Here is a 24,713-nt window from a genome sequence, read left to right as displayed (position 1 = left end):
TGCTTTAGCTGTGGGAGTGTCAACATAGGGTTACAGTACTACTTCATCCGGAAGAAGTTACAATGATAGCATAAAAAAACATAGGAGGATATGATATGTCAGATATGAAAGATAAATTTGATATTGAAAAAGACAGAGTGAAAGGGAAGTTCAACGAAGCCGTTGGAGAAGCCACAGATGATGAGGCTCAGGAGCTGAAAGGAAAGCTTCAACAGAAGAAAGCGGATCTTCGTGAAGATTTTGAGGAAGCCAAGGATAAGGTTTCAGAGAAAATCAATGATATCCTGGACCGCGATGATAAAAACAGATAAATGAGGTTTTAGAAAAGTCCTTCGGGGCTTTTCTTTTTTTGCTGATAAAGAAAAAATGATGATCTGAAGAAGAAGCAGGAGGGAGAAGAAAGAAGCCATGGTGAGAAGAAGTACAGAGTATTTCTGTCATGCGTGAAAGTCAGATACACGAAGATTCATTGCGGATTTTTCGTTATAATGTTCGTGTAAAAAAGAAATAAATAATTATTTATCATAAAATTGAAAAAATGAAAAACATGTGACGAAAGAGTGACAAAGGCTTCTAGAATCATTGAGAATTGTCAGAATATGTAGTAAGATGATGAAGAAAATCGTTTACAAAACAATTTTGTAGAGACACTTCAGCCAGTACGGGAGTTTTGGTTGAAGTTTTTTTGACTCTCAAAATACTTTTGTCGATGAATGAAAATCCAAGGAGGAACTTATGAAAAGACAAAGAACCAGAAAAATCTCTATTCTCATGATTCTGCTGATATTTGCTTTCGGCTTGCTGCCTGGCGGAAAGATATCTGCAGAAGCGGTAGACGTAACAAGTTCAGCTTCTCTTCTTTCCATTGATGTTGCAAGAAGCCGGGCCACTGATGATGAGGTTACCGTTAAGGGGATTGTAACCTTTGTAGATGGCAAGAGCATCACCATCCAAGATGAGACTGCTGGGATTGTAGCAAGAATTCCCGTGGCTGATGCATCTATCCTTCTTGGTATGGAGCTTACCGTTAAAGGGAAAAGAGCCACATTTAATGGCTTAGAACAAATCAATGTTGAGACTGGCAATTATTATAAAGGTGAAGTAAAAGCACAGCCAGAACCAAAAGAAATGACAATGGAAGATCTTGCCAATGCCGAAAAGATTGAGGCAGTAGAGTCTCAGAGAATCTTTGTGCAAGGTGCCACCATTGGTGCTATCAACACCACTGGAAACACCACCCTCACGAAAGACGGCAAGAGTGTCAATATCTATAAAGTTCCCGCTCTTTCAGGAATTACAGAGGGAGACGTTGTTGACGTCACAGCAGTGGTGGGACAGTTCACAAACTACCAGTTGAGAGTAGTTCTTCCTGAGGATGTGAAACTTGTAAAAACGGTGGATTTTATTTCTATTCAGGAGGCAAGAGCACTTCCTAAAGATGAAACCGCAACCATCAAAGCCATCGTGACCATGATTGATTCTAGAAACATCACCGTACAGGATGCCACAGGCGCCATGGTACTCTTTGTCACAGATGCAGATGCGGCAAAGCTCAAGCTTGGCATGGAAGTTGTAGCCACAGGAAAAAGGGGCATGTACAACAATATGGAGCAGCTTTCTGTTGCAAGTGGCGCGGTGACACCTGGGTTTGTCAAAGCACTTCCTGCACCTGTGCTCCTCACCATGAGCGATCTTCAGAACAAGGAAAAGATGGAGTCTTTAGAATCCCATCGAATTGTTGTTCGAGGAGTCACTTTGGGAGAAACAAATGGCAATTACACACCGATCTCAAGAGACTCGATGACTTTCAACATCTTTAAGATGCCCGCACTTGAAAATATTACATCCGGAGATACCGTTGAAGTCATCGGCGTGGTGGGGCAGTATAAAGACACCTATCAGCTTCGAGTTGCGGATAAATCCCATGTGAAGCTGTTTGAAGTCATTCCGGATCCAGTCAGTGAGGAAGATCTGACAGGAGCCACTTCACTTCAGGATGTGTACGCCTTACCTGCAAATCAGGTTGTGACAACAGTTGGACAGATTGCTTATATTTATAATGGAAATACGATTTTACTACAGGATGTCATTCAGGATGAGGTAGTTGGACTGCAAGTCTATGAATACACGAGAATTGATGAGTTTGTCATTGGAGATGTGGTAAAAATCACAGGAACCACTGGAGCTTTTGGTGGGGTGGCACAAGTTTCCAAGATTACGGACATCCAGGTGCTGGGGAAGAAAGATCTTTTCGAGCCTCAGGAAGTTAAAGTAAAAGAGCTTCTGGATAATGGAAGAGCCTATCTTTCAGAATATATTGTAATCAAAGACGCTGTGCTTGGAAAATTTGTAGAGAATGGAAGCACACCGATTACAGATGGCACTGGAACCATCAATATCTACAAAGGACCCGCATATCCTTCAGGCGTGAAAGAAGGAGACACCGTAAATGTCTATGCTGCTTCATCTATGCATTATGAAACAGTTCAGTTAAGAATGAATGCCAGCAGTGACTTCCAGGTAGTGAAGGATGAAGTTGGGCCAGAATTTGTATTGCCAGAATACCTCCCAGCCAAGGCCGGTAGAGACTATATGGTTTCAGCTACAGTGGTGGATAATGTTTCGGTTAAAAGTGTGTCGGTAGGTGTTGAAATCAATGGAGTCACTTCCGAACCACTGACCATGGTACCTGATGCGACCACAGGCATCTATCAGGTATTGCTTCCAGGAACCATGCTGGTAGGCACAAATAAAATGACACTGCATTTTACAGCTGAAGATGTCAATGGCAACAAAACCATGAAAAGTGCTGAAATCGCTGTAGAAGACAAGCCAGTGATTCTTTCGGTATCTCCTGGAGCAAACGAATCCACAGGAGAAAACAAGAAACCTGTGATTGCGGTAGAATTTGAAAATGCAGGAGAAAACCCTTCCGTAATGCTGATCCTAGGCAAAGATGCGCCAGTAAAGATGACCGTTTCAGGGAATAAAGCAACCTATGCGGTTCAGGAAGCCATGGAAGATGGAAGAGTTCAGGCTTCAATAGTGATTACCAGGGAAGATGAAATTTCTTCAGAACCTTATGCTTGGAGCTTCTATATTGGAGAACCGCTGTATAATTTTTACTTCGGACAGCTGCATGCACATACCAATTATTCGGATGGTTTGGGAACACCAGATCAAGCGTTGGAGTATGCCAAAAATGCTGCACAAGTGGACTTTTTGGCTCTGACCGACCATAGCAATTACTTCGATACCACATCAAAACTGGGTACTTTTGATGACCCCAATTCAGGAAGCCCTTCAGAAGTCAATGCAGCCATGAGCAAGTGGGCTTATTACAAGTCACTATTCCAAAAACATCAGACAGCAGATTTTCTGCCTATTTATGGATTTGAAATGACTTGGAGCGGTCAGTACGGTCATATCAATACATTCAACTCCAATGGATTTGTCAGCAGAAACAATTCTGTTCTCAGTGCCCGTGGAGGAGCTGGTTTGAAGGCATACTATGAACTGCTGAAAGACCAGGATGGAACCTTCTCTCAGTTTAATCATCCAGGTCCAACCTTTGGAACCTTCGAAGACTTTGCGCATTATGACAAGCTTGTAGATGATAAAATCAACCTGATTGAAGTTGGAAATGGAGAAGGACCTGTACGTGGTTCTGGATATTTCCCAAGCTATCAGTACTATGCACAAGCTCTTGACAAAGGATGGCATGTGGCGCCTTCCAATGGGCAAGATAATCATAAAGGCAAGTGGGGGGATGCCAATACCACAAGAACGGTAGTCATTGCAGATGCTTTAACCCTTCCCTCCTTCCAGGAGTCCATTGAGAACTTGATGGTATATTCCACGGAAGACAACAACTTTGAAATTTTCTATACTGCAAATGACATGCCCATGGGTACAAGATTCGAGGAAGATTTGGAAGAACTGGATATCCTTGTGGAGTTCAGCGATCCAGATGCAGTGGATGTCATTGGTAAAGTCAGTATCATGGTAAATGGTGGCCTGGTGGTTCATGAAGAACGTATCAACACCAACACAGGAAAAATGGAAGTTACCCTACCCAATGAGTATTCCTACTATTACATCATGGTGGAACAAGGGGATGGAGACATCGCAGTGACGGCACCTGTATGGACCGGAGCTGTGACTCAGGTTGGAATCAATGATCTTTCGAAAGATACCGCCATGGATGTGAAAGGTGAGACCACAAAGCTTCTAACCCATATGTACAACTATGAAGAGAAAGACTTCCAGATCACAAAAATGGAATATCTGGTGGATGGATCACCTTATAAGACCCTGACAACAGGTCTTCCAGTGATTGCTAAAGGAACAACCAGTACGGTAGAATTTAACTTTGTGCCGGAAAAACTCGGAAAACAGACCATAACCATGAATATGGAAGGGACGCTGGATGGACTTACCATGGCGTTCACAAGATCCATCACATTAAATGTTTATGACAATAAAAATGTTGTAGATATTTTAGTGGATGCAGCCCATGACAATTTCTATGTTTCAGGAGACTATGCAAACAATGATACCTACTTCACCCAGGTTGCTGGAGAGAAGGGTGCCCGTGTGAAGCGCGTGAATGATGAGATTACTCCGGAGATACTGGAAGGTGTTGAACTATTAATGCTTACAGTGCCATACAAAGGATTTGGCAGAGAGCTGAAGAACTATACACAGTCAGAGATTGATGCCATCAGAACCTTTGCACAGAACGGTGGAAACATCATTTTATCCTCAAAATCTGATCGTGGAAATCCTGGTGGAGATGCCAATGCGGCTGTTATCTCCAATAGAATCCTGGAAGCCATTGGCGCCAAGGCAAGAATTGCAGACGGAATTGTTGTGGATAACGAGAAGAAGTCCAATGAAGCCTACAGACTGGTATTTAAGGATGAGGAAAATTTCAATGATGATACGATGTTTGGAAAAGGCATCTTAACTCAAACCACTAAAACATTCAATGCATATAACTCCGCTCCTGTCCTATTGAACGGTGCGACTCCAATCATTACAGGATATGAAAGCACCTGGGGCGCAAATTACACAGAAAACTTTACAGGATCTGCCTATATTCCTGACTATGAGAAGGATAAGGTAGTCGTAGAGAAGGGCGAAGTAGCGCTGGTTTCCGAAGAAATACTTCCAGGTGGAGGATTCCTTCTGGCATCGGGTGTCACCTTCTTCTCAAACTTTGAAGTAACTGTGGAAATGCTTATTGAAGAGTCAGTGAGAAATGCAAACTTCCAGATTCTCAATAACGTCATTGATGAAATCAAACCAGAGCCTGAAATCGTCAGCATCAAGGCAGTGCAGGAAGCCGAAGAAGGTCTGCAGTTCACGATTAAAGGAAGATTGACTTCCAATGTGAGTGGATTTGACCGATCCACAGCCTTTTTTGACAGTGCGTATATTCAAGATGAAACAGGTGGAATCAATATCTTCCCCATAGACGGAAATTATGAAGCTGGTACTATGATTCAAATTACGGGTATTACTTCTTCCTATCAGGGAGAGCATCAGCTGAACATTGAGTCCATGAAGGTGATGGAAGAGCCAGTGGTGAAAGTCCAGCCTACGCTGATGACCACAAAAGAAGTTCCAGATCATTTAGGTCTCCTGGTTGCAGTGGAAGGACTTGTTCGGAAGATCACATCCAAAGAGGGTGTTGTGGAATCCATTATGGTAGAAGACCGCAGCGGTACAGCCATTAGAGTCTTCATTGATGGATATATAGGAACAGCAGTAGAGATGCCCAACATTGAAGAGGGCGATTTCATTCATGCCATTGGTCTTTCCTCCATCGATCCTGAAGGAAACAGAATTCGAGTAAGAGACCGAAGTGAGATTAAACTGGTTCAAAAAGCAACCAGTAAAACAGCACTAGAAAACATCATCAAAGAAGCAGAAGACAAAGACTTGGACAATATGACAGAGGCAAGTGTAGAGATACTTACAAAGGCCGTTGAAAAAGGTATTGTTCTTTTAGAAGATGTTTATGCAAGACAAGAGGAAGTCGATGGCGCAGTAACAAACATTCAAGATGCCATCAAGCAGCTCACTGAAAAAGAACAGTCATCTGAGACCATCAAGAATGAAACAGAGAAAGTCTTGGAAGCTCTTGCAAAAACCCCAGTAAAGGGTACTTTGACTGTAGATGCACGAGAGAACAAAAAGATCGATAAAGCCATTTTTGAAGCATTGAAGGGTCAGGATAAGACCATTGTCTTTGAAACGGAAAATGCGGTATGGTCTTTCAATGGAAAAGACATTAAGAATGTGAAAGACATCGATTTAGGCGTAACCATAGCGCCAATTGCTAGCTGTACATCTAAAAATGCAGCTGCCATTAAAAAGGCGGTAAAAGGAGAAGATGTTCTAGTCATCAGCTTCAGAGACAATGGAGTATTGCCAGGAAAAGCAGTAGTGAGAATAAAGCTTGATGAGCAGTGGCTTAAGGGCAAAGACAAAAATAATCTGTATGTCTATTACTACAATGCGGCATCCAAAAAAGTGGAAACCGTTGCTAAAAAAATAAAGGTAGATGCAGAGGGGTATGTAGAACTTACCATCACTCATAACAGTGATTACTTTATTGCAGACAAAGATCTTCAGGCAGCAGGGGTACTGCCCAAAACTGGATCTGAAAATGCCATGAGGACTACATTGCCACTGGGCATGATCTTTATTGGAGCGGGTGCAATACTATTCCTGCATGAGAAAAAGAAACTGGTAAAGAACGCCTAAGAAGAGAGGAGGAGCTGTGATTGGCTCCTCCTTTATTTTGGCAATCGAATCAGAGATCTTTATTTTTTATGAGCAGCAGTTCATAAAGCTTCTTTTGTGCTGATATTGAAAGAAAGTGTATTTCTTCGTGGTTTTATTGAAAATCCCTCATGATATAATGAGAACTGAATGAAAAATCAGGGGGAATCGATATGGAACGTAAAAACATCTGGCTGAAGTATGATAAGACAGAAGAAGAAGCTCTGGAGAAACTCTCCAAAGAGTATATGAGCTATCTGGATGATGGCAAGACGGAAAGAGAAGTAGTGAAGATTTCAGAGGAAATGGCAAGAGAAAAAGGCTACAGGTCCCTTTCTGAAGTCCTCGCGGAAGGAAAAACTTTAAAATCTGGCGATAAAGTCTATGCCACCTGGATGAAGAAAGCCATTGCGCTATTCCATATTGGAACACAGCCCATGGAAAAAGGAATGAATATTCTAGGAGCTCATGTGGATTCTCCAAGACTGGACGTGAAACAGAATCCACTTTATGAGGACTCAGACTTTGCGTATCTTGACACCCATTACTATGGCGGTATCAAGAAGTACCAGTGGGTAACCATTCCTCTGGCCATCCATGGCGTGGTGGTGAAGAAGGACGGAACTGTTGTGGATGTGGTCATTGGTGAAGATGAAAAGGACCCAGTGGTATTTATTTCTGATCTACTCATCCATCTATCCAGGGAACAGCTGGAGAAGAAAGCGGCAAAAGTGATTGAAGGGGATGATCTGAACATCATCATCGGCAATAAACCGGTAAAGGGTGAAGAAAAGGAGTCTGTAAAGAAGGCAGTGCTGAAACTTCTTTCTGACAAATATGGCATGATAGAAGAGGATTTCCTCTCTGCGGAGCTGGAAGTGGTTCCTGCAGGAAAAGCAAGAGAAGCAGGACTGGACCGAAGCATGATCATGGCTTATGGTCATGATGACAGAGTCTGTGCGTTCACTTCACTGGCTGCCATGCTGGAGATGGAATCTGTTGAAAGAACCGCCTGCACTCTGCTGGTGGATAAAGAAGAAATCGGCAGTGTAGGCGCTACAGGTATGCAGTCCAGATTCTTTGAAAATACTGTGGCGGAGCTTCTGGAAGCCATGGGTGAATACAAGGATCTGACACTAAGAAGAACTCTGGCAAATTCCAGAATGCTTTCTTCTGATGTCAGCGCAGCCTATGATCCAACCTATCCTCAGGCTTTTGAAAAGAAGAATTCCGCATTCCTTTCCAAGGGAATGGTCTTCAACAAGTTTACAGGATCAGGTGGAAAAGGCGGATCCAATGATGCCAATCCAGAGTATATGGCGGATCTGAGAAGAATCCTTGAGGACAATAGCGTATCGTTCCAGACTGCAGAGCTTGGAAAAGTGGATGTGGGCGGCGGTGGCACCATTGCCTATATCCTGGCTCATTATGGCATGGAAGTCATAGACTGCGGCGTAGCAGTGCTCAATATGCATGCACCATGGGAAGTGGTCAGTAAGGCAGATGTCTATGAGACCAAGAAAGGTTATGTAGCATTCCTGCAAAACTAGCAATCGGATGAAAGAAGCTCAAGTGAAAAAGGGCTTCTTTTTCACTTGGATATCTTCCTGAAGATGTGTTAAATTAGGGATGGAAGAAATGAGTTCTTAGTGAAAGAAATGGAGATAAAAATGCAGAAAAAAGACATATTGGAAATCAAGAAAAGGTATAAGAAAGAACAGGCGACCTTCACCAAAATGGCGGGATGCTATGTCAATGGAGAAAAAGCCATTGTCACCAAGTTCCGGGAGACCTTCCTGAATCTTGAGGATGATGAGTTTCATAAGTATCTGGAGATTGCGAAAAAGGTTTTAAGTGGCAGCATCGGCAACAATATCCTTGATCTGAGCTTTGATTCGGAAAAGAAAGAAGAAGGACATCAGGAGTTCTATATGACGCTCAAAAAGAGCAGACTTCTGAAGGATGATGTGCTGGATGAGCTCTATCAGAGAATCATTGACACATACGAGTATGTGGGAAACTTTATCATTCTTCTTTTCCATGATGTTTATGATGTCATCACCAAGACAGAAGACAACCTTAAAGTGGATGAGTCGGAAGAAGTCTATGAGTATGTCCTCTGTGCCGTGTGTCCTGTTTCCCTTTCTGATGCTGGTCTCAGCTATATAGAAGATGAGAATAAAATAAAAGCGCGTCATCGGGACTGGGTGGTGGAGATGCCAAAACATGGCTTTGTCTATCCTGCTTTTATCGACCGGAGTCAGGACATTGACCGGGTGATGTATTATACCAAGAATCCTAAGGATCCCCATCCTGAATTCATGGAAGAGATTCTGGGCTGCAAGATGAAAGAAACAGCGACGCTTCAGAAAGAGTCTTTCCAGGCCATAGTAAAAGGGACTCTGGAGGACGGAAAAGAGGATGCGGAAACTCTGTTCATGGAGATTCAGGACCAGCTTCATGGAAGACTTCTGGAGTTTAAGGACACCTACAGCGATGCGGATGTGGAGCCGATGATACTCCGTCAGGATGAGGTGGAGGATCTTCTTCGTGACAGTGGGGTTCCGGATAAGTTCACTGAAGAGATTGCCAAATCCTACGAGAGCTATTACGGGGTGGACCTGCCTCTGGCGGAAAGCCTTTTGGATGCCAAAGTGCTCAAGGAGAAAGAGCAGAGAAGAAAGGAAGAGCATCTTCGAAAAGAAGTCACCATTTTAAAAGAGGAGCTGGAAAAGGTCAAAGTGGACGCGCCAGAAGAAGAGTTCCCTGTGGTGGTGAAAGTGAAAGAAGAGAAAATCTCTTCCATCCGGAAAGAGATCATTGACGGGAAAAAGTGCCTGGTGATTCCTCTGGAGGACCATGAAGGTGCCATGATCAATGGAGAGAAAGAGCGGTTTCTTTAGAAGCAGCCAGTAAAAGAGTAGAAGAGAAAGAGAGATCTGAAGGGGTTTGGCCTTTGCAGGATCTCTCTTTTTGTTATACACAGGACCTCAGCCAAATCTGTGGAAAGATTTTAGAAGCATGTGGGTAAATTCGTTTTCTGTGTATCAAAAAAGAAGCATCCCCAGAGGAATACTTCTTATGATGATGGATCCTTATTTCAGGTTTCCTGGAGCAGCCTTCAGGATTCTTCCGGAATTCACCTTGTTTGGGGATACCGCAGGTCTTACAATGCGCATGGGTGCTCACCTCCTTTCAAAAGGGTATAGGTATTATAACAGACTGTTCTTCCAAACGAGCTTCAGAACTTTCTTGATGTTATTTTTCTCTGAGGGGCAAGGTCTGTCACCTGTTAGGGCTCTATACCAGGGGCAGTGGTTCCCCTGACAGGCAGGTCTGTAGAAACAGTTCTGGCAGACAGGATCCGTCTCTTCTCCTGAGGTCACCCAGGAAATGAGTTTGTCATAATCAAGGTCCATGGTGCCGTCGGGGTTTAGTGTGCCCACATGATTGATGTCAGCATCTAGTGCAGTGGTGCATTTATAGAGCTGTCCGTTGGCGCCAATGACGAAGGCGTTGGGCTTTGCCGCATAGCAGACGGAGCCCGCCGGGTTCATGATGCCCCCAATCATACTGCTCATATGGAGATTCTTATCGATGGCATTTTCAGTGAACTGCCACATTTTCTCATTGGCTGTGATATGGGAACAGATGGGAATATCCTCATCATGTTCTCCACCCCATCTGCCCACAGGACGGAAGAGAATGCCAAAACGTGAATCTCCTGCAAATTGCTCCTTCAGGTACTGGGTGAGTTCTTCCGTCTCCTTCAGATTGTCTTCATCGAAGTTCACACGAATGGAAAGATCAAAGTTTTCAGTGCTTTCTTTAGCAGATTTCAGGTTCTCCATGATTTCACTGAAGGTTTTTCCACCACCAATGAGGAACCGTCTCTTGTCATGAACAGCTTCCACTCCATCGATGGTGATCATGAACTGCCGGATATCCATGGACAGCAGTTTATGGAACACTTCCGTTGTCAGGAAGTAGCCGTTGGTGGAAATGTCTGCAGAGTATGTCACGTTATGAGTTCTTGCTTCTTCCTGGAAGACTGCAGTCAGCTCCTCCATGAGATCAAGCTCCAGAAGGGGTTCGCCACCGAACCAGCTGATATGGAGTGTGTTCAGCGTCTTTATTCTCTCTCTCACCAGAGCCTTTACACCAGCTGCGGTGTTCTCGTCCATCCTGCCCCGGACGAAGGATTCGTAGCAGTAGGTGCATCTGAAGTTGCAGGCCTCTGTGGGCATGAGAATGAGATGGAGCATATCGGTCCGGTGCAGGGACTGATGAAGAAACTCTGCTCTCTTTTTCTCATCAGCACTTTCCTTCACAAGAAAGCCATGGTCAATGAGGGCTTCTCTTACAGGGGAGCTTTCTAAGCCAAGCTGATTTTTCAGATAGCCCATGACTTCCTCTTTCTCTTCCTTTGTGAAGTCTGCCAAGGCGCCTGTATAACTGTTGAAAAGGATGAGACCATCCTCTTCTGTATTTGTGAGCGCATTAAATCTTGATGCTTTGTAGTTTTTTTCCATAGTATCCTCCTGATTTGTGGGCGAAGGGTCTTTTGTTCTCACGATGGTCCAATCATATATTGTCAAATTTTAACATGCTTTTAGTGCAAAATCTATTTTATCACAGATTTCAGAGAAGACAAGAATAAGGTTAATAACCCTCAAAGACAAAGAAGGTTCCATCCCAAGGGAGTTATGAATTTTTTGAGTCATCGTGGGCTATATGGCTGGAACTCTGTAAATACAGGGGTAAATATGTTAGAATTATATCGTAGACTGAATATTTTGATACTTCTTAAACGAAAGGAGGGTTGATAATATGAAAAAACTGCTGTTACTCGGTATGACCATTGGCACATTGATGATTTTCTCCGCCTGCTCCGGTGAGAGCGGCATGGGGAAGATTACTTCAGCTAAGGAATGGCAAAGCAAGCATCCGGATGTGTACGCCAGCTATTTGGAAAACAGTGAGATGCTGGAAACCACCTATGGGGGGTCTGTTCCCATTGACTATCTTGAAAAGTACCCTTATCTGAAGACCCTTTACGAAGGAAACAGCTTCAGCGTCGAATATTTAAGAGCAAGAGGACATGTATACGCTCTGGAGGATGTCATTCACACAGAAAGAACAAAACCTGCAGCCAGCTGCCTCTCCTGCAAGACCAGCGGTTTCCTTGCACTCTTAGATGAACAGGGCGTCGAAGCCAATAAGCTGAATTTTGATGAAGTGGACAAAAGCGGCATGGAAACCATCAGCTGTTATGACTGTCACCGCAACGAACCTGGTGTCATCAATATTACGAGAGAACATTTGAATGTGGCTCTGGAAGGCATTGAAGGGGAGTTCAAGAACCAGGATCTGGTCTGCGCTCAGTGTCATGTGGAGTACTATCTGGATCCGGAAACCAAGGAAGTCATCATGCCTTCTGTCAACGGCCTGGACCCTACGAGTATGATGGAGTACTATGATGAACTTGGTTATTCCGACTGGGTTCATCCCAGTGCAGGGACTGAGCTTCTTAAAGTGCAGCATCCGGAATGGGAAACCTATCAGGGAAGTGTCCACAACAGCATGGGCATCTCCTGCATCACCTGCCATATGCCAGAGGTGGAAGGAGAAAGCGGAGATAAAATCAAATCCCACAAATGGACCAGTCCGCTGAAACACATAGAAGCATCGTGTCTCAGCTGTCACAGTGGGGACACAAAGGAGAGCCTGACAGAAAGGGTGGAAGGGCTTCAGGCATCTGTGGAAGATCAGATGAATGAGGCGGCACTTTCCCTTGTGAGCCTCATTGAAGCTCTGAAAAATGCAGAGGCTGAAGGCATTTCTGAGGAGAACATTGTGGAAGCCAGAAAGCTGCACCGCGCTGCCCAGTGGTATTGGGACTTTGTTTTTGTGGAGAACAGCGAAGGATTCCATAATAACGCCAAGTCTGTTGAACTTCTCAACATGTCCATGGACCTGACCATGCAGGCCATGGAAAAACTCAATGAATAGCAGAATGAGGATAAGGAGGCTCCGCTTCTGCGGAGCCTTTTCATCAGTACAGGAGAGTATATGGGTATGAAAAAGAAAACATCATCGGCACTGCGGTTTTTAGCCTCTATGAAGTTTGGCATGCTGCTGCTCGGGCTTCTTGCCCTCTACGCCACAGCAGGCACCCTGATACCACAGGGGCAGACGCTGTCATATTATAGGGAGAATTATGATACTACGGTATTTTTCATCATTGAAAAACTGAAGTTATATAAAGTGTATGAGTCCATTTACTTTATTTCACTGACAGCCCTGCTCACATTGAATCTGCTGTTCTGCACCTTAAGGCGGATTCCCTCTGCCAGAGCCCAGTACCTGAAGGAGGGAGATGCCTCACTGCATCTGAAGAAGAACCATCAGATTATTAAGGAACTGAATGAAGGGACGCATCCGAAGGAGCTTCTGAAAAGCCTAGGCTTTGGAAAAATCAAAGAACTGGAGAAACAGGGGCAGAAAATCTATTTCTCCTCCCGAAGACGAGCAGGTTATTTTGGCTCCACATTAGTTCATCTTGGACTTCTTTTTGTCATTGTGGCCTTTGCCCTTGGAAAAATCATGGGCTATGAAACTTTTGTGCGGGGGATTCCTGGGGACCTGCTACCGGTGGAGAACACCTCGTATACCTTATCTCTTCAAGACTTTGATATCTTTTACCGGGAGGATTACAGCATCCAGCAGTATCTGTCCAGTGTAGAAGTATTGGATGAGGGGGAGACGGTAAAGAAGCGGGGAGATACCTCGGTGAATCACCCCCTCTCTTTTGAAGGATATCGGGTGTACCAGTATGGCACCGGATGGATGATGGATCTCATCATCAGAAAACAGGGGGAGGAGATCCTGCGGGACCGTTTTTATCAGGGCGATTTCAAAACCTTTGGAGAAAACCTGGTGCTCGAGTTTCGAAGCTTCTATCCGGACCTTGTGGTATCAGAGGGCATACCCTATACAAGAACACCTTTCCTGAACCGGCCAAGAGCACTCTATGTGCTCTATGAGGACGGTCTTTCTGTGGACATGAACGTGGCTGGACCAGGACAGACCATTTCTTATGGGGACTATACCATGGAGCTCTATGAGCCCAGGCTTTATACCGTTCTTCAGGTGGTGAAGGATCCAGGTGCTGTTTATGCGGGCCTTGGTGGATTCCTTATGCTTGCTGGACTTTTTCTCACCTTTTACTACGTGCCTCAATATCTGCTTTTGATAGAGAAAGAGGGAAGAGTGACACTCTATGGAGGTGCTGTGAAAAATCAGGAAACCTTCTCCATGTACATCCATGAAAAACTATCGGTAGAAAGTGCAGGTGATTTGGATGAATCAGATTGAAAATATATTGTTCTATATTGCCTTAGGAGTCTATGCTGGGGCTATGATTCTTTATCTGTTTTTTTTCCTGGGCAGAAAAGAGAAGTTCGGCCGAAGAGGAACACTTCTTCTTTATGCAGGTTTTTTGTCCCATACTGCAGCACTGATGGTCCGGGGGATTGGTGCTGGACGAGTTCCTCTGACCAATCAGTATGAGTTTGCCACCAGTTTTGCCTGGGGCATTGTGCTTTTATTTCTGATTTTTGAAAGGAAGTATAAATTTCAGGCCATGGGGGCCTTCGTGATGCCTGTGGTGCTACTTGTCATAGGCTATGCAGCCATGCAGAATAAGGATGTGAGACCGCTGATGCCTGCCCTTCAGAGCAACTGGCTGGTATTTCATGTGGCGACGGCGGTGATCAGTTACGGCGCTTTTGGGGTGGCCTTTGGGGTCTCTTTACTTTATCTCATACGGGATCGGATGAAAGAGGACTCCTTTATCAAAAAGCATGTGCCTGATCTGAAGCAGCTAGATTATATCAGCTACCGGGCAGTGGCAGCGGGGTATTTTTTCCTGACTCTTGTGATGATCACAGGGGCCATCTGGGCTCAGCAAGCCTGGTCCAGATACTGGGCCTGGGATCCTAAGGAGACCTGGTCCTTCATCACTTGGATCATCTATTCCATTTATCTTCATCTTCGCATTGCCAGAGGCTGGCGGGGAAAGAAAGCGGCTGTGTTTGCCGTGGTGGGGTTCATTGCAGTACTTTTTACCTACATTGGAGTCAACACCCTTTTGCCTAGTGTCCACAGTTACGCATAATTTATTAAGAAGAAACCCCCCTGGAAGCTTCCTGAAGCTCCAGGGGGGTTATGTATTATAGGGACATAGTTAGATGGATAGAATACTTCTCAGAACATTTCTGCTGTGAATGAGGCTAAGAAGCTCCTCTGGTGAACCGATGGTCATCTCCAGCTGCTGGAAGAAAAAATGGATTTTCCGGGCATATTTCGCCAGGGAAAAGTCCTGCTGAAAAATAAAATCACTGGCAGTTTTTCCCTCATACATCTGCTGGAGATAGAGAAACGTGAGGTATTTCACATCCATGAGGATGGCATCTTCAATCCAGAAGTCCACCTGGGGAAGATCTACGCCGGTCTCCATAAGCTTTGTGTAGTAGGGGAGACCGTCTTCGGTGGATTCCCAGAAGTCTACGTACACATAATCAAACTGGCTTAGAAAGTCCTCGGTAAAATAGTCAAAGGCATCTCCATGGATGATGGTTACGGATTTTCCTTCTGGAAACTGTGGCAGAATATGCTTTTGAAAGAGCTGGATCACATCTTCATTGAATTCGACGATGGTTACCTCTGTAACTTCTTCTTTTCTGAGCCACATGTAGACGATGAGGCCGATGCCTAGGCCAAAGGTGAGGCATTTGCCGTGACCCTTCCGGATGCCTTCTTCCATGCTGGTGAACTCACTGACGGCTGGAGCCATCCAAACAGTGTCGCCTTCATGAAGAGCTGGCATCCGGATGTCTTCTTCGAAATATCCAAGCGGATGATAGTGGAAAAGGTGTCTGCCTAGAGGTTTCATGAAATCTGTATTCATGAGTCTTCTTTTTGGAATCACCGTTTCTTTGTAGGAAACTGTTTCGGTTTGTATCTCTTTGAGCTGGATATTTCTAAAATAGGGATGATTCTTAAGAAGTTTTGGAGAGATCTTCAGGGAATGCTGAGGGACTCCATACTGGGAAAATAGAAGGAGCACGTCTTTCTCCTCTTTTTCTGTCAAAGGCTTTTCCATATAAGGCAACAGCTTTCTAAGGAACTCCTGCATGCTGACCATGGAGAGGGACAGGTCGTGAAAGCAACGGGTAAGAACAGGGGTTTTATCAAAACTAATCATTTGAGTCTCCTTTAGGACAATATCTTTTTATGGAAGCAGTGAAGTCTTCTTTTCTGGAATCCAAAGCTTGTGTAGAGCTTTTCCGCAGGGTTTCCCTGGACCACCCACAAGGTGGCTTCCTTATGATGGATTTTTATATTTTTTATACCCGCCGCGAGGAGAGCTCTACCAAATCCTTTTCCTTCTTCTTCAGGTGCTACTGCCAGTTTGTCAATCTCATGGCCGTCCAGGAAGATGCAGCCTTTTATGATGCTCTCTTCTTCCAGAACAAAGATAGAGGTTCTATTCTCCAGATATTTTTTTGCTTCTTCTCTGCTTTTCGGTGCGTCTTGTAGAGGAAGACCCACCTGTTTCCGCATTTTTTGAAATGCACGGTGAAGGAGGTCATGAACAGCCTCATAGTCTTGATCTTCATAGAGACGGATCCTGTGATCAGATAAGGCGGTATCAGTGCCTTGGAAGGTCATGAGACTGGATCGGAACTGGAGAGGATAACCGTTTTTCTCTACAAAAGATGAATGCTTCGAATCTTCCTGAAAATCACAATAGACTTCCTTCACAGCACTGGAGCGCATACTTTTTTCCAGCTCCAGAAGAAGCTTTGTGCCGACGCCTCGCTTTCTATAGGATGTTCCCACATAAAGGGTGAAACTTGTGATCACATTTTTGCCAGTGAAGACCGCTACGCCTACGATGACACCTTTTTCCATGGCAACCAGGCCGCAATCCGGGAATTCTTCCAGGCACCCAAGGAGATCTTCTCTTACGAAGGGGTCTTCTATGAGCATTCTGACTTCTTTCTTCTTATCAGGTGTGTAGGGAATGATTGTACACATCATGTCTCCTCCTCCAGTGGGTGTTTTCTTTATTCTACCACGTTTTGAGAGGCTCATCGGCGCCAAATAATTTGCTTCTGGAAGAAAAGGTACAACCTCTACCATACAAAAGGTAGAGAGTTCTGCTTTCACGTGTCAGGAAACTGATTTCATGCAATTGATTCTATGGTATACTACAAAGAAGAGAAAATCAGCCAGGGGAAAGACAGCATCTTTTTCCTGGCTCTATTTATGAACAAAATATTAATTTGAGCATGGAGTGCAATAAAAGTCCATGCAGCGCAGTTAATGGTATAGGAGGAGTCGAGATGATACTTTTTACTTTTGTGCTACAAGAGAATATCCCGAAAGAAGAAGGGGACTCCCTGGCAGTGGATGAAAGCCTGTTTCAAAGGATCGGTGCCGGTGACACTGCGGCGCTGGATGATCTGTATCATCTCACAGAAAGAGCACTTTATGCGTTTTGTGTCTCCCTCACCAGGGACCATGAGCTGTCAAAAGAGATCATGCAGGAAACCTATCTGAAGATTCTTTCTGCCGCCCATCTTTATAAGCCCATGGGGAAGCCCTTGGCGTGGATGTTCACCATTGCGAAAAACATTTACTACACAGAGTATAAAAAAAGAAACCGGGTTCAACTGGAGGACACGTCCCTTCTTGGAAATGACAAGAGATTCTCCTATGTGACGGACCTGGAGGACCGGATGGTGCTGGAACATTTGCTGGCGCATCTCACAGAAGAGGAGCGGGAGATCATTCTATTATATGCAGTATCTGGGATGAAACATAAGGAGATATCCGAAAGCCTTGGGATGAAGCTTTCCACGGTGCTTTCCAAGTATCACCGGGGGTTGAAAAAGCTGAGAACTTATTTGGAGGAGGGAAGATCATGAAGGACAGTCAGATTGAGAAGCGACTGAAAAATATTATAGAGACGGCACCTCTTGATCTTCTGGAGGAGATCAAAGGAAAACCTGTGGTTAAAATGCTCCGGCATGATGAGATCACCCGTCAGGAGACAAAAAGGCCATTTATAAAACCCATGATTCCACTAGCTGCTGCAGCAATGCTGCTTCTTTTGTTCGGAAGCTGGTATCGCACCTACCAGGTGGTGGACAGTGAAATCTATCTGGATGTGAATCCAAGCATAGAACTGAAAACGAACAAGAAGAATGAAGTGATTGAGCTTCGAGCTTCTAATGCGGAGGGAGAAGTTCTACTTCAGGACATAGACTACAGTGGAAAATCCTATGAGGACGTCACGGAGATGATTCTGGAGGAACTTATTGAAGAAGGATATCTGAGAAGTCAAGAAGAAGTGATGCTTCTTTCGGTGTTCAGCAGGAATGAGATGAAGGAAGAGGAGAAGCTTACCAGACTGGATGATCTCATTCATGCCTATCTGAAAAACAGGGAAATCGTTCCGATACTTCTCAATCAGCGCATAGAAAAGACCCGGGCTATAGAGAACTATGCGAAAGAGTATGGCATATCCATCAGCAAAATGACGTTCATCAGAAATCTGATGATTCTTCAAGAGGGACTTAAAGTAGAGGATCTCGTGAAGATGTCACTGGAAGAGCTGGTGCTTCTCTCGAAAAATCTGGAGCTGGATCTGGGAAGGATCATTGAAAGTGAGGATCTTTCAGAAGTAGAGCATCTGGAACCGGAGGAGAAGGAAAACCCCGATGAAAAGCCATCCGGAGAAGAAGGAAGAAGCAGAATCACGATACAGGAAGCCAGAAAAATTGCCTTGGGAAGAACAGGCGGAAGCATTGTGAAAGAGGATCTGGATGAGGACAGTTATGAGTTTGAAATCCTTACAGATGCTGAAAAGCATGAGCTGGAGATTGATGCATTCACGGGAAGGATTCTAGACCATGACAGAGAGGCTTTGGATGATGATAACAATGACGATGACGACGATACAAATGATGAAGAGAATGATGATACGGATGACGACGATAAGGAGGATACAGAGAATGACGAGGATGACGATTAATTATGACATTGATGCAATAAAACGAGAGGATTCTCTGTTATATAGATATAAGAATAAAAACAGGAGGTTTTATCCATGTTGAAATCAAGAAAAATGATACTGATGCTTCCATTACTTAGTATAGCTCTGGTGGCTGGACTCTTTTACTATCTGACGGTACCTTCTTTCCGCATGACAATGGATGTGAACCCAAGCATTGAAGTGGTGACCAACCGGCTGGAACAAGTGGTCGAAGTGAGAGCACTTAATGAAGACGCGGAAAAACTTCTGTCAGGATTCACAAATGACACAAGGTCTCTGGAAGCTACTGTAAGTGAGCTGGTGGATCTTATGATTCTTGGAGGGTTTATTGATGGTGGTACAGATAATGTGGTGATGATCAGTGTGAGAGATCTTGCAGCCAACGAGGAGAAGGTACTAAAAGTCAATGAGATGATCCGAGCTTACCTGGAAAACAAGCAGATTGAAGCCACAGTGTTAGCTGGAAACTTCAAAGATTCAGGAGAACAGAACCTCACGGGCAGAGAAGCCGCAGTTGGAAGACTGAATGAGCTTGGTGTTTCTCTAGGTAGGACTGAACTGGAGAATATGACACTGAAAGAACTTCTGGAATATTACAGAGCCCAGGATCTTGATCAGGAGGAGATTTTCCAGGTGCTATCCTCGTATACTTACAACAGTGACCAGCCAAAGGAAGGCATGATCTCCTTTGAAGAAGCAAAAAGCATCGCACTGGAAAAGTATCCAGGAGAGCTTCTGAAGATGGAACTGGATGATGAGGAGTATGAAGTGAAGGTTCTCTTTAACGGTGTGAAGCATGAGATTGAGATCCATGCCTTCACCGGAGCAGTGAAAGAAGTTGAAGTAGATGACGACGACGATGACCATGATAGAGGAACAGCCACACCACAGAAATCAAGAATCACCTTGGAAGAGGCAAGAAGAATTGCCCTAGGCAGAGTCAATGGAACCATCGTGGAAGAAGAAAGAGATGATGACAGCTATGACTTTGACATCATATATGATGGAAAAAAATATGAAGTTGAAGTCCATGCTTTCACAGGGGCAGTGAAAGAAGTTGAAGCGGATGACGACGATGACGATGACAATGATGATAGAGGAACAAGCACACAGAAGAAATCAAGGATTACTTTGGAAGAAGCAAGACGGATCGCTCTAGGAAGGGTCAATGGAACCATCGTGGAAGAAGAAAGAGACGATGGCAGTTATGACTTTGATATCATATATGATGGGAAAAAATATGAAGTTGAAGTCCATGCTTTCACAGGGGCAGTGAAAGATGTTGAAGTGGATGACGAGGATGACGATGATGATAGAGGGGCAAGCACACCACAGAAATCAAGGATCACCTTGGGCGATGCCAGGCGAATTGCCCTTGAGAGAGTCAATGGAACCATCGTGGATGAGGACATGGATGATGACAGTTATGATTTTGAAATTCATCATCAGGGAAAGGAATATGAGATTGAGATCAATGCCTTGACTGGAATCATCACAGAGTTTGAAGTAGATGATGAAGACTGATTTAAGAAGAGAAGAAAGAAGAGCTGCAGCGCTTATTTGCTGCAGCTCTTCTATTTGTAAGAGATCAGTCCCACTGGTCCGGAAAGGGGATTTTTGGAAGCTCTGGGAAAAGAGCAGTATATGCTTCCACCTTTTCCTTGGGCAAGTCTTCAAAAACAGGTGACTCATAGAATTTACCGGATATATTTTTTAGGGAATCTTTTGAAAGCTCCAGTGCCATGAAGGCATCAAAGTTTTTCCCATCTTTTGTGGTGATGCCATAATGGTCACAGGTCTTAAAACCAAGACGAGGATAGTAATCTGGTTCTCCGAAAATAATGATTCCCCGATGCCCTTTTTCTTTGGCTAGCTGTGCAGTTTCTGTAAGAAGAGCCTCACCGATGCCCATTCCTTGCCAGGCAGGATCAACACAAAGAGGTCCGAAGGTAAGCATTTCATACTTGCTTTTTTCATCTTTCACCATGGATTTGGTATAAAAAATGGCGCCGACAATTGTTCCATCCACCTCTGCGATTCTTGAAAGTTCTGGGATATAGTCGCCATGCTGCCGAATTCTATGGACCAGATAATGCTCATCACATCCCAGATGATGTTTGTTCCAGAAGGCTCTTTGTGTCATGGCTTCTACTTGGTGATGGTCTTCCGGGTTCTCCTCTCGGATGAGAATGTCCTCTTTTTTCAGCTTTTTTCTTTTTTCTGGGAACCAGCCAAGTTCCAGCCGTACTTCTTTTCTCTGAAGATCCTCATTGCTGTAGGCGCAGGAATCAAACCCGATGAGGGTAAATCCTTCTTTCAGATAGAAGGTGATGGCAGGGACGTTGGAGGATTGGGTCTCCAGAATCAGGGCTCTTCTTTTCTCTCTTCTGGTCTGTTCTTTTGCAATGGCCATGAGGTGGTGTCCCAGACCTTTTCTACGATAGGTCTCCTCCACAAATAGCTCAGAAATGCGCAGTCTGTTGGACCAGTTCTCTGAGGCAGTTTCTAGAGCTGCTACCAGCCTGTCTCCCTCTAGGTATCCCCATGCATAAGGGTTTTCTCGATAATCTTCATAGAGCTTATCCGGATACCCCTTTTCATCAGAGCGGCTGATAAAGGGCGTTTTCAGGAGTTCTTTGGTGAGAGAAATCTCAAAACCTACGCTGCTTTGCAAGATCTTTACATCATAATACTCCGTACTGATATAGTCCAAGGGTAGTTCTGTTCCCTTCCACTGTTCCTTTTTGAGATGTGATAAAGTCAAGTTCATAAATATCCCCCCTACATACTATACTAAAGAAAAAGAGGAACCAGTCTGTGCTGAAAGAATCTGCTTTCCTCCAAAATGTGTAAAATATCGATGCAGTTTTACCCCAAATGTTTTTTGTATTTCTTGTACTGATTGAAATCCCTAAGCTTCAGATAAACCCATCTTTTTAAGGTCATATCATTATTGTAATAAAGTGAGTGACAAACTTTTCCTTCTTTTACAAGCCGTTTGATCTTCTTGACCTTTTCTTCATCTTTAATGTATTTGTACACCACACCAAGTGGAACCACATGCCAGAAATAGTCATCTTTCACAAACTTCACCGGAAGCTCTTTATGAAGCACATAGTCCTCTACAATATACTTCGCCAGGTTATCTCCCCCACCGGTGACCCGGTAGTGGCTTCGACCCTGACGGATATTGATTTCAAACATCTTGTAGGTGCCGTCACGATGATCATATTTCAGGTCACAGTCTGCAAGACCCTCATAACCGATATCTTCTAGGAAAAACTGAATTTTTTTCATCAGTTCCTCATTGTAATCCACTAAGGTTGCGGCGTTGCTGCCGATACCCTTGGGTGTATGCTCCTCCAGAAGAACATTACCAAAGTTCATCAGCTTTACTTTATGGTCGCTTCCTACATAGACCTGCAGATCATACATGGCGGCATCATCCCCGGGGATTCTTTCCTGGATGATCATGTTATCCTCATATCCATGCCCATAGATGGTTTTCAGGGTATCTTTCAGGGTGGTCATATTGTCTATGAAGTAAACCTTATGTTGACCTTCAAAGGAGTTCTTATTGTAGCTTACAGAATCAGATGGCTTCAGCACCACTGGGAAGTCGAAATCCAGTGTGAAATCCAGATTCATTTCCTTCTTATAGACAAGGGTCTTTGCGTAATCCAGATTGTATTCACTGCAAAGACTATAGAATGTTTCTTTCAGGACGATGTTGTCGAGTACTTCCTTATCGGAGTAAGGGACCACATACATCTCTTTCAGCGCCTCTTTATTTTCAACAATAAGCCTCACATAATGGTCTGCACATCCAATGAGAATGAGGGTTTTATCTCTGTTCTCCTCGTAGATCTTCTTCATGGTATCCAAAAATACTATAGAATCATCTAACTCTTTCTCTTCCCAATATCTTAGAAGTTTAGAATTCATCACTGGACCAGAAAGGCGTCTCGCCACCATGAGGGATTGAACGTTATACTCTTCATGAAAAGCTCTCGCCATACTATATACATTAATATCACTTGCCAATAGTACAGGGAGAAGATCTAAATTGCCCATTCTTCTAATAACCTCGTATTCTTTCTATTCTCAATATAATTGAGAATACCATTTTATCGGTCCTTATTCAATGTTCCAAGGGGAATGCTAACGTGTGGCGAATGGAATGGAGTGGATGAGTGATTTACTCTGTAAAAGCCCATAGACCTCATATATGACTCTAATGAACGAAAAATATGAAAAATCTTCGATAGTTCTTGACTATAAACAATGATGATAGTTTAGAATAGAAGTAATATAAGGGGGGGAGCCAATGCAAATTAAGGAAGTGGAAGAAAAAACAGGTCTGGAGAGATCCAGCATCCGTTTTTATGAGAAAGAGGGGCTTATTCATCCAATGAGACTGGAGAACGGATATCGGGAATATGGGGAAGAAGACCTGGAAGCACTCTATAAAATTATGCTTCTACGAAGCCTTGGTGCAACGGTGGAAGAAGTCAAAGAGGTCTTTTCAGAAGGAATTACATTGGGCTCATTCCTGACAAAACGGGGTAATGAACTTCAGAAAGCAAAGGATGCTACATCCTTTGCAGAAGAACTTTGTCAAGAAATCATTAGAGAAGATATCAGCCTTGAAGAGCTGGATGGAGAGAAGTATCTCAATCTTCTAAATGACAAGGAGAAAAGCACAGGCAGGAAATACTACGAAAAAATAAAGCTTCCTGCCATGGGCCCAAAAGAGTGCGTCAGAAGGTTTACAGCAAGGATGTTTGACCTCTTCTTCTACAAGCTTATTGCCATGACGATACGAGCACTCATCTTTGGACAGATCCTGAGAAATGATACGATACTGAACCATACGGCAGATGTTGTGATTGCTTTGATTCTGATGTTTTTTCTCGAACCTGTATTTCTTTCAAGATTTGGTATAACTCCAGGGAAATATATCATGGGTATTGAGCTTCGAGATGAATCAGGAGAATACATGTCATATCAATCCTTAAAATATAGAACCAAAGGTGTCATAGTCAAAGGAATGGCTTTCTTCATTCCGGTACTGTCCTGGTATTTTCTTTTCAAAAGTTATCAGATGGTGATGCTTGGAGAAAGTCTTCCATGGGAAGATCAGCGAGAAGTATACAGTTTCCGGAAGCTTCGCAATATAGAACTGAACCTTTTTATAGGCTCCGTCCTTTTTTATATTGTCATGTCCGTGTTCATTCAGAGGGTTCAGACCCTTCCTCCCAACAGAGGAGATCTCACGCTGGCTGAATATGCCGAAAATTTCAGGTATTACTGCAAATATCTGAATGTATCCTATGAAGACTATGATTTTGATGACTATGGCCAATGGGTTAGGAACAAGGAGAGGGATCCGTTCCAGCTTGATCTCATCTATCGGGAGATCCCTATGTTTAAATACTATGTAAGGGACAATCATTTAGAAGAGGTTTCTTTTGAAATCCATGTGAAGAACAAAAAGCTTCCCATAGCCACATATGAGATGGAAATGACCCTTGCCTATCTTGCGATGGTCGGAGCACAGAAGGATGTGGGTATACTGGATCTGAATCCCAGTTCAGAAATCTTTGTTATGGGGCCTTTGGCACAAACCTCCGGGGGGATTCAAAGAGAGGGTGTAAAAGCATCTTCAGAGATCTCCTATAAAGGGTATGAAAATAGATTTGGTTTGAGACCTCTCCTACCCATAGATGATTCGGACATCCATGAGTTTTCACTCAGGTATCGCATAATTGTTCCTTGAAGATTTTTGGTAAGG

Annotated in this window: 16 protein-coding genes; 11 read left to right on the top strand and 5 right to left on the bottom strand. The window is 43.8% G+C overall.

Annotated elements, in window-relative coordinates; translation table 11 throughout:
• The first annotated feature begins 95 nt into the window (after positions 1–95).
• From DEF30_RS03025 to DEF30_RS03010, 4 genes are all read left to right on the top strand, one after another.
• Positions 96–311 carry a CsbD family protein gene (locus DEF30_RS03025; protein WP_242943553.1) on the top strand — a complete coding sequence of 72 codons (216 nt, stop codon included), beginning with the start codon at positions 96–98 and terminating at the stop codon, positions 309–311.
• A 424-nt stretch (positions 312–735) separates the two neighbouring features.
• On the top strand, positions 736–6,774 hold the full coding sequence (locus DEF30_RS03020) for a CehA/McbA family metallohydrolase (protein ID WP_294096352.1): 6,039 nt from the start codon (positions 736–738) through the stop codon (positions 6,772–6,774).
• Between the two features lie 191 nt (positions 6,775–6,965).
• Positions 6,966–8,342, top strand: a complete 1,377-nt coding sequence (locus tag DEF30_RS03015; protein WP_294096350.1) for an aminopeptidase — start codon at positions 6,966–6,968, stop codon at positions 8,340–8,342.
• 120 nt (positions 8,343–8,462) lie between these two features.
• Positions 8,463–9,695: a DUF4317 domain-containing protein gene (locus tag DEF30_RS03010; RefSeq protein WP_294096348.1), complete on the top strand. Its 1,233-nt coding sequence runs from the start codon at positions 8,463–8,465 to the stop codon at positions 9,693–9,695.
• Between the two features lie 309 nt (positions 9,696–10,004).
• Here DEF30_RS03010 and DEF30_RS03005 read toward each other — a convergent pair whose 3' ends face one another.
• Positions 10,005–11,324 (bottom strand): radical SAM protein, encoded by a 1,320-nt coding sequence (locus tag DEF30_RS03005; RefSeq protein ID WP_294096346.1) that lies wholly within the window; start codon positions 11,322–11,324, stop codon positions 10,005–10,007.
• A 298-nt stretch (positions 11,325–11,622) separates the two neighbouring features.
• On the opposite strand from DEF30_RS03005, the gene DEF30_RS03000 reads away from it, so the two are divergent.
• From DEF30_RS03000 to ccsB, 3 genes are all read left to right on the top strand, one after another.
• Positions 11,623–12,804 carry an ammonia-forming cytochrome c nitrite reductase subunit c552 gene (locus DEF30_RS03000; protein WP_294096344.1) on the top strand — a complete coding sequence of 394 codons (1,182 nt, stop codon included), beginning with the start codon at positions 11,623–11,625 and terminating at the stop codon, positions 12,802–12,804.
• A 66-nt stretch (positions 12,805–12,870) separates the two neighbouring features.
• A complete protein-coding gene (locus DEF30_RS02995) occupies positions 12,871–14,169 on the top strand; it encodes a cytochrome c biogenesis protein ResB (protein WP_294096342.1) in 1,299 nt (432 codons plus the stop codon).
• Complete coding sequence (gene ccsB / locus DEF30_RS02990; protein WP_294096338.1) at positions 14,156–14,971, top strand: c-type cytochrome biogenesis protein CcsB; 816 nt, start codon at positions 14,156–14,158, stop codon at positions 14,969–14,971. Before DEF30_RS02995 ends, ccsB begins: the two co-directional genes overlap by 14 nt.
• A gap of 69 nt (positions 14,972–15,040) precedes the next feature.
• Here ccsB and DEF30_RS02985 read toward each other — a convergent pair whose 3' ends face one another.
• Positions 15,041–16,060 (bottom strand): hypothetical protein, encoded by a 1,020-nt coding sequence (locus tag DEF30_RS02985; protein WP_294096337.1) that lies wholly within the window; start codon positions 16,058–16,060, stop codon positions 15,041–15,043.
• Positions 16,061–16,071: 11 nt separating this feature from the next.
• Complete coding sequence (locus tag DEF30_RS02980; protein ID WP_294096335.1) at positions 16,072–16,899, bottom strand: GNAT family N-acetyltransferase; 828 nt, start codon at positions 16,897–16,899, stop codon at positions 16,072–16,074.
• Positions 16,900–17,204: 305 nt separating this feature from the next.
• Between DEF30_RS02980 and DEF30_RS02975 the strand changes: the two genes are divergently transcribed.
• From DEF30_RS02975 to DEF30_RS02965, 3 genes are all read left to right on the top strand, one after another.
• Positions 17,205–17,789, top strand: a complete 585-nt coding sequence (locus DEF30_RS02975; protein ID WP_294096333.1) for an RNA polymerase sigma factor — start codon at positions 17,205–17,207, stop codon at positions 17,787–17,789.
• On the top strand, positions 17,786–18,898 hold the full coding sequence (locus tag DEF30_RS02970) for a PepSY domain-containing protein (protein WP_294096331.1): 1,113 nt from the start codon (positions 17,786–17,788) through the stop codon (positions 18,896–18,898). The genes DEF30_RS02975 and DEF30_RS02970 overlap by 4 nt, the downstream gene beginning before the upstream one ends.
• Before the next feature lie 75 nt (positions 18,899–18,973).
• Positions 18,974–20,443: a PepSY domain-containing protein gene (locus DEF30_RS02965; protein WP_294096330.1), complete on the top strand. Its 1,470-nt coding sequence runs from the start codon at positions 18,974–18,976 to the stop codon at positions 20,441–20,443.
• A 64-nt stretch (positions 20,444–20,507) separates the two neighbouring features.
• Here DEF30_RS02965 and DEF30_RS02960 read toward each other — a convergent pair whose 3' ends face one another.
• Entirely contained in the window at positions 20,508–21,689 is a 1,182-nt protein-coding gene (locus DEF30_RS02960; RefSeq protein WP_294096328.1) for a GNAT family N-acetyltransferase, read from the bottom strand.
• Between the two features lie 98 nt (positions 21,690–21,787).
• Positions 21,788–22,795: a hypothetical protein gene (locus tag DEF30_RS02955; protein WP_294096326.1), complete on the bottom strand. Its 1,008-nt coding sequence runs from the start codon at positions 22,793–22,795 to the stop codon at positions 21,788–21,790.
• Between the two features lie 451 nt (positions 22,796–23,246).
• Between DEF30_RS02955 and DEF30_RS02950 the strand changes: the two genes are divergently transcribed.
• Positions 23,247–24,698, top strand: coding sequence for a MerR family transcriptional regulator (locus DEF30_RS02950; RefSeq protein ID WP_294096324.1), 1,452 nt, complete (start codon positions 23,247–23,249; stop codon positions 24,696–24,698).
• Positions 24,699–24,713 lie beyond the last annotated feature (15 nt).

Origin of the sequence: Proteiniclasticum sp. (assembly GCF_003514505.1) — a bacterium.
Classification (GTDB): Bacteria; Bacillota; Clostridia; order Clostridiales; family Clostridiaceae; genus Proteiniclasticum.
The sequence above is the reverse complement of the archived record's forward strand: the minus strand, read 5'-3'. Positions and strand labels throughout refer to the sequence as shown.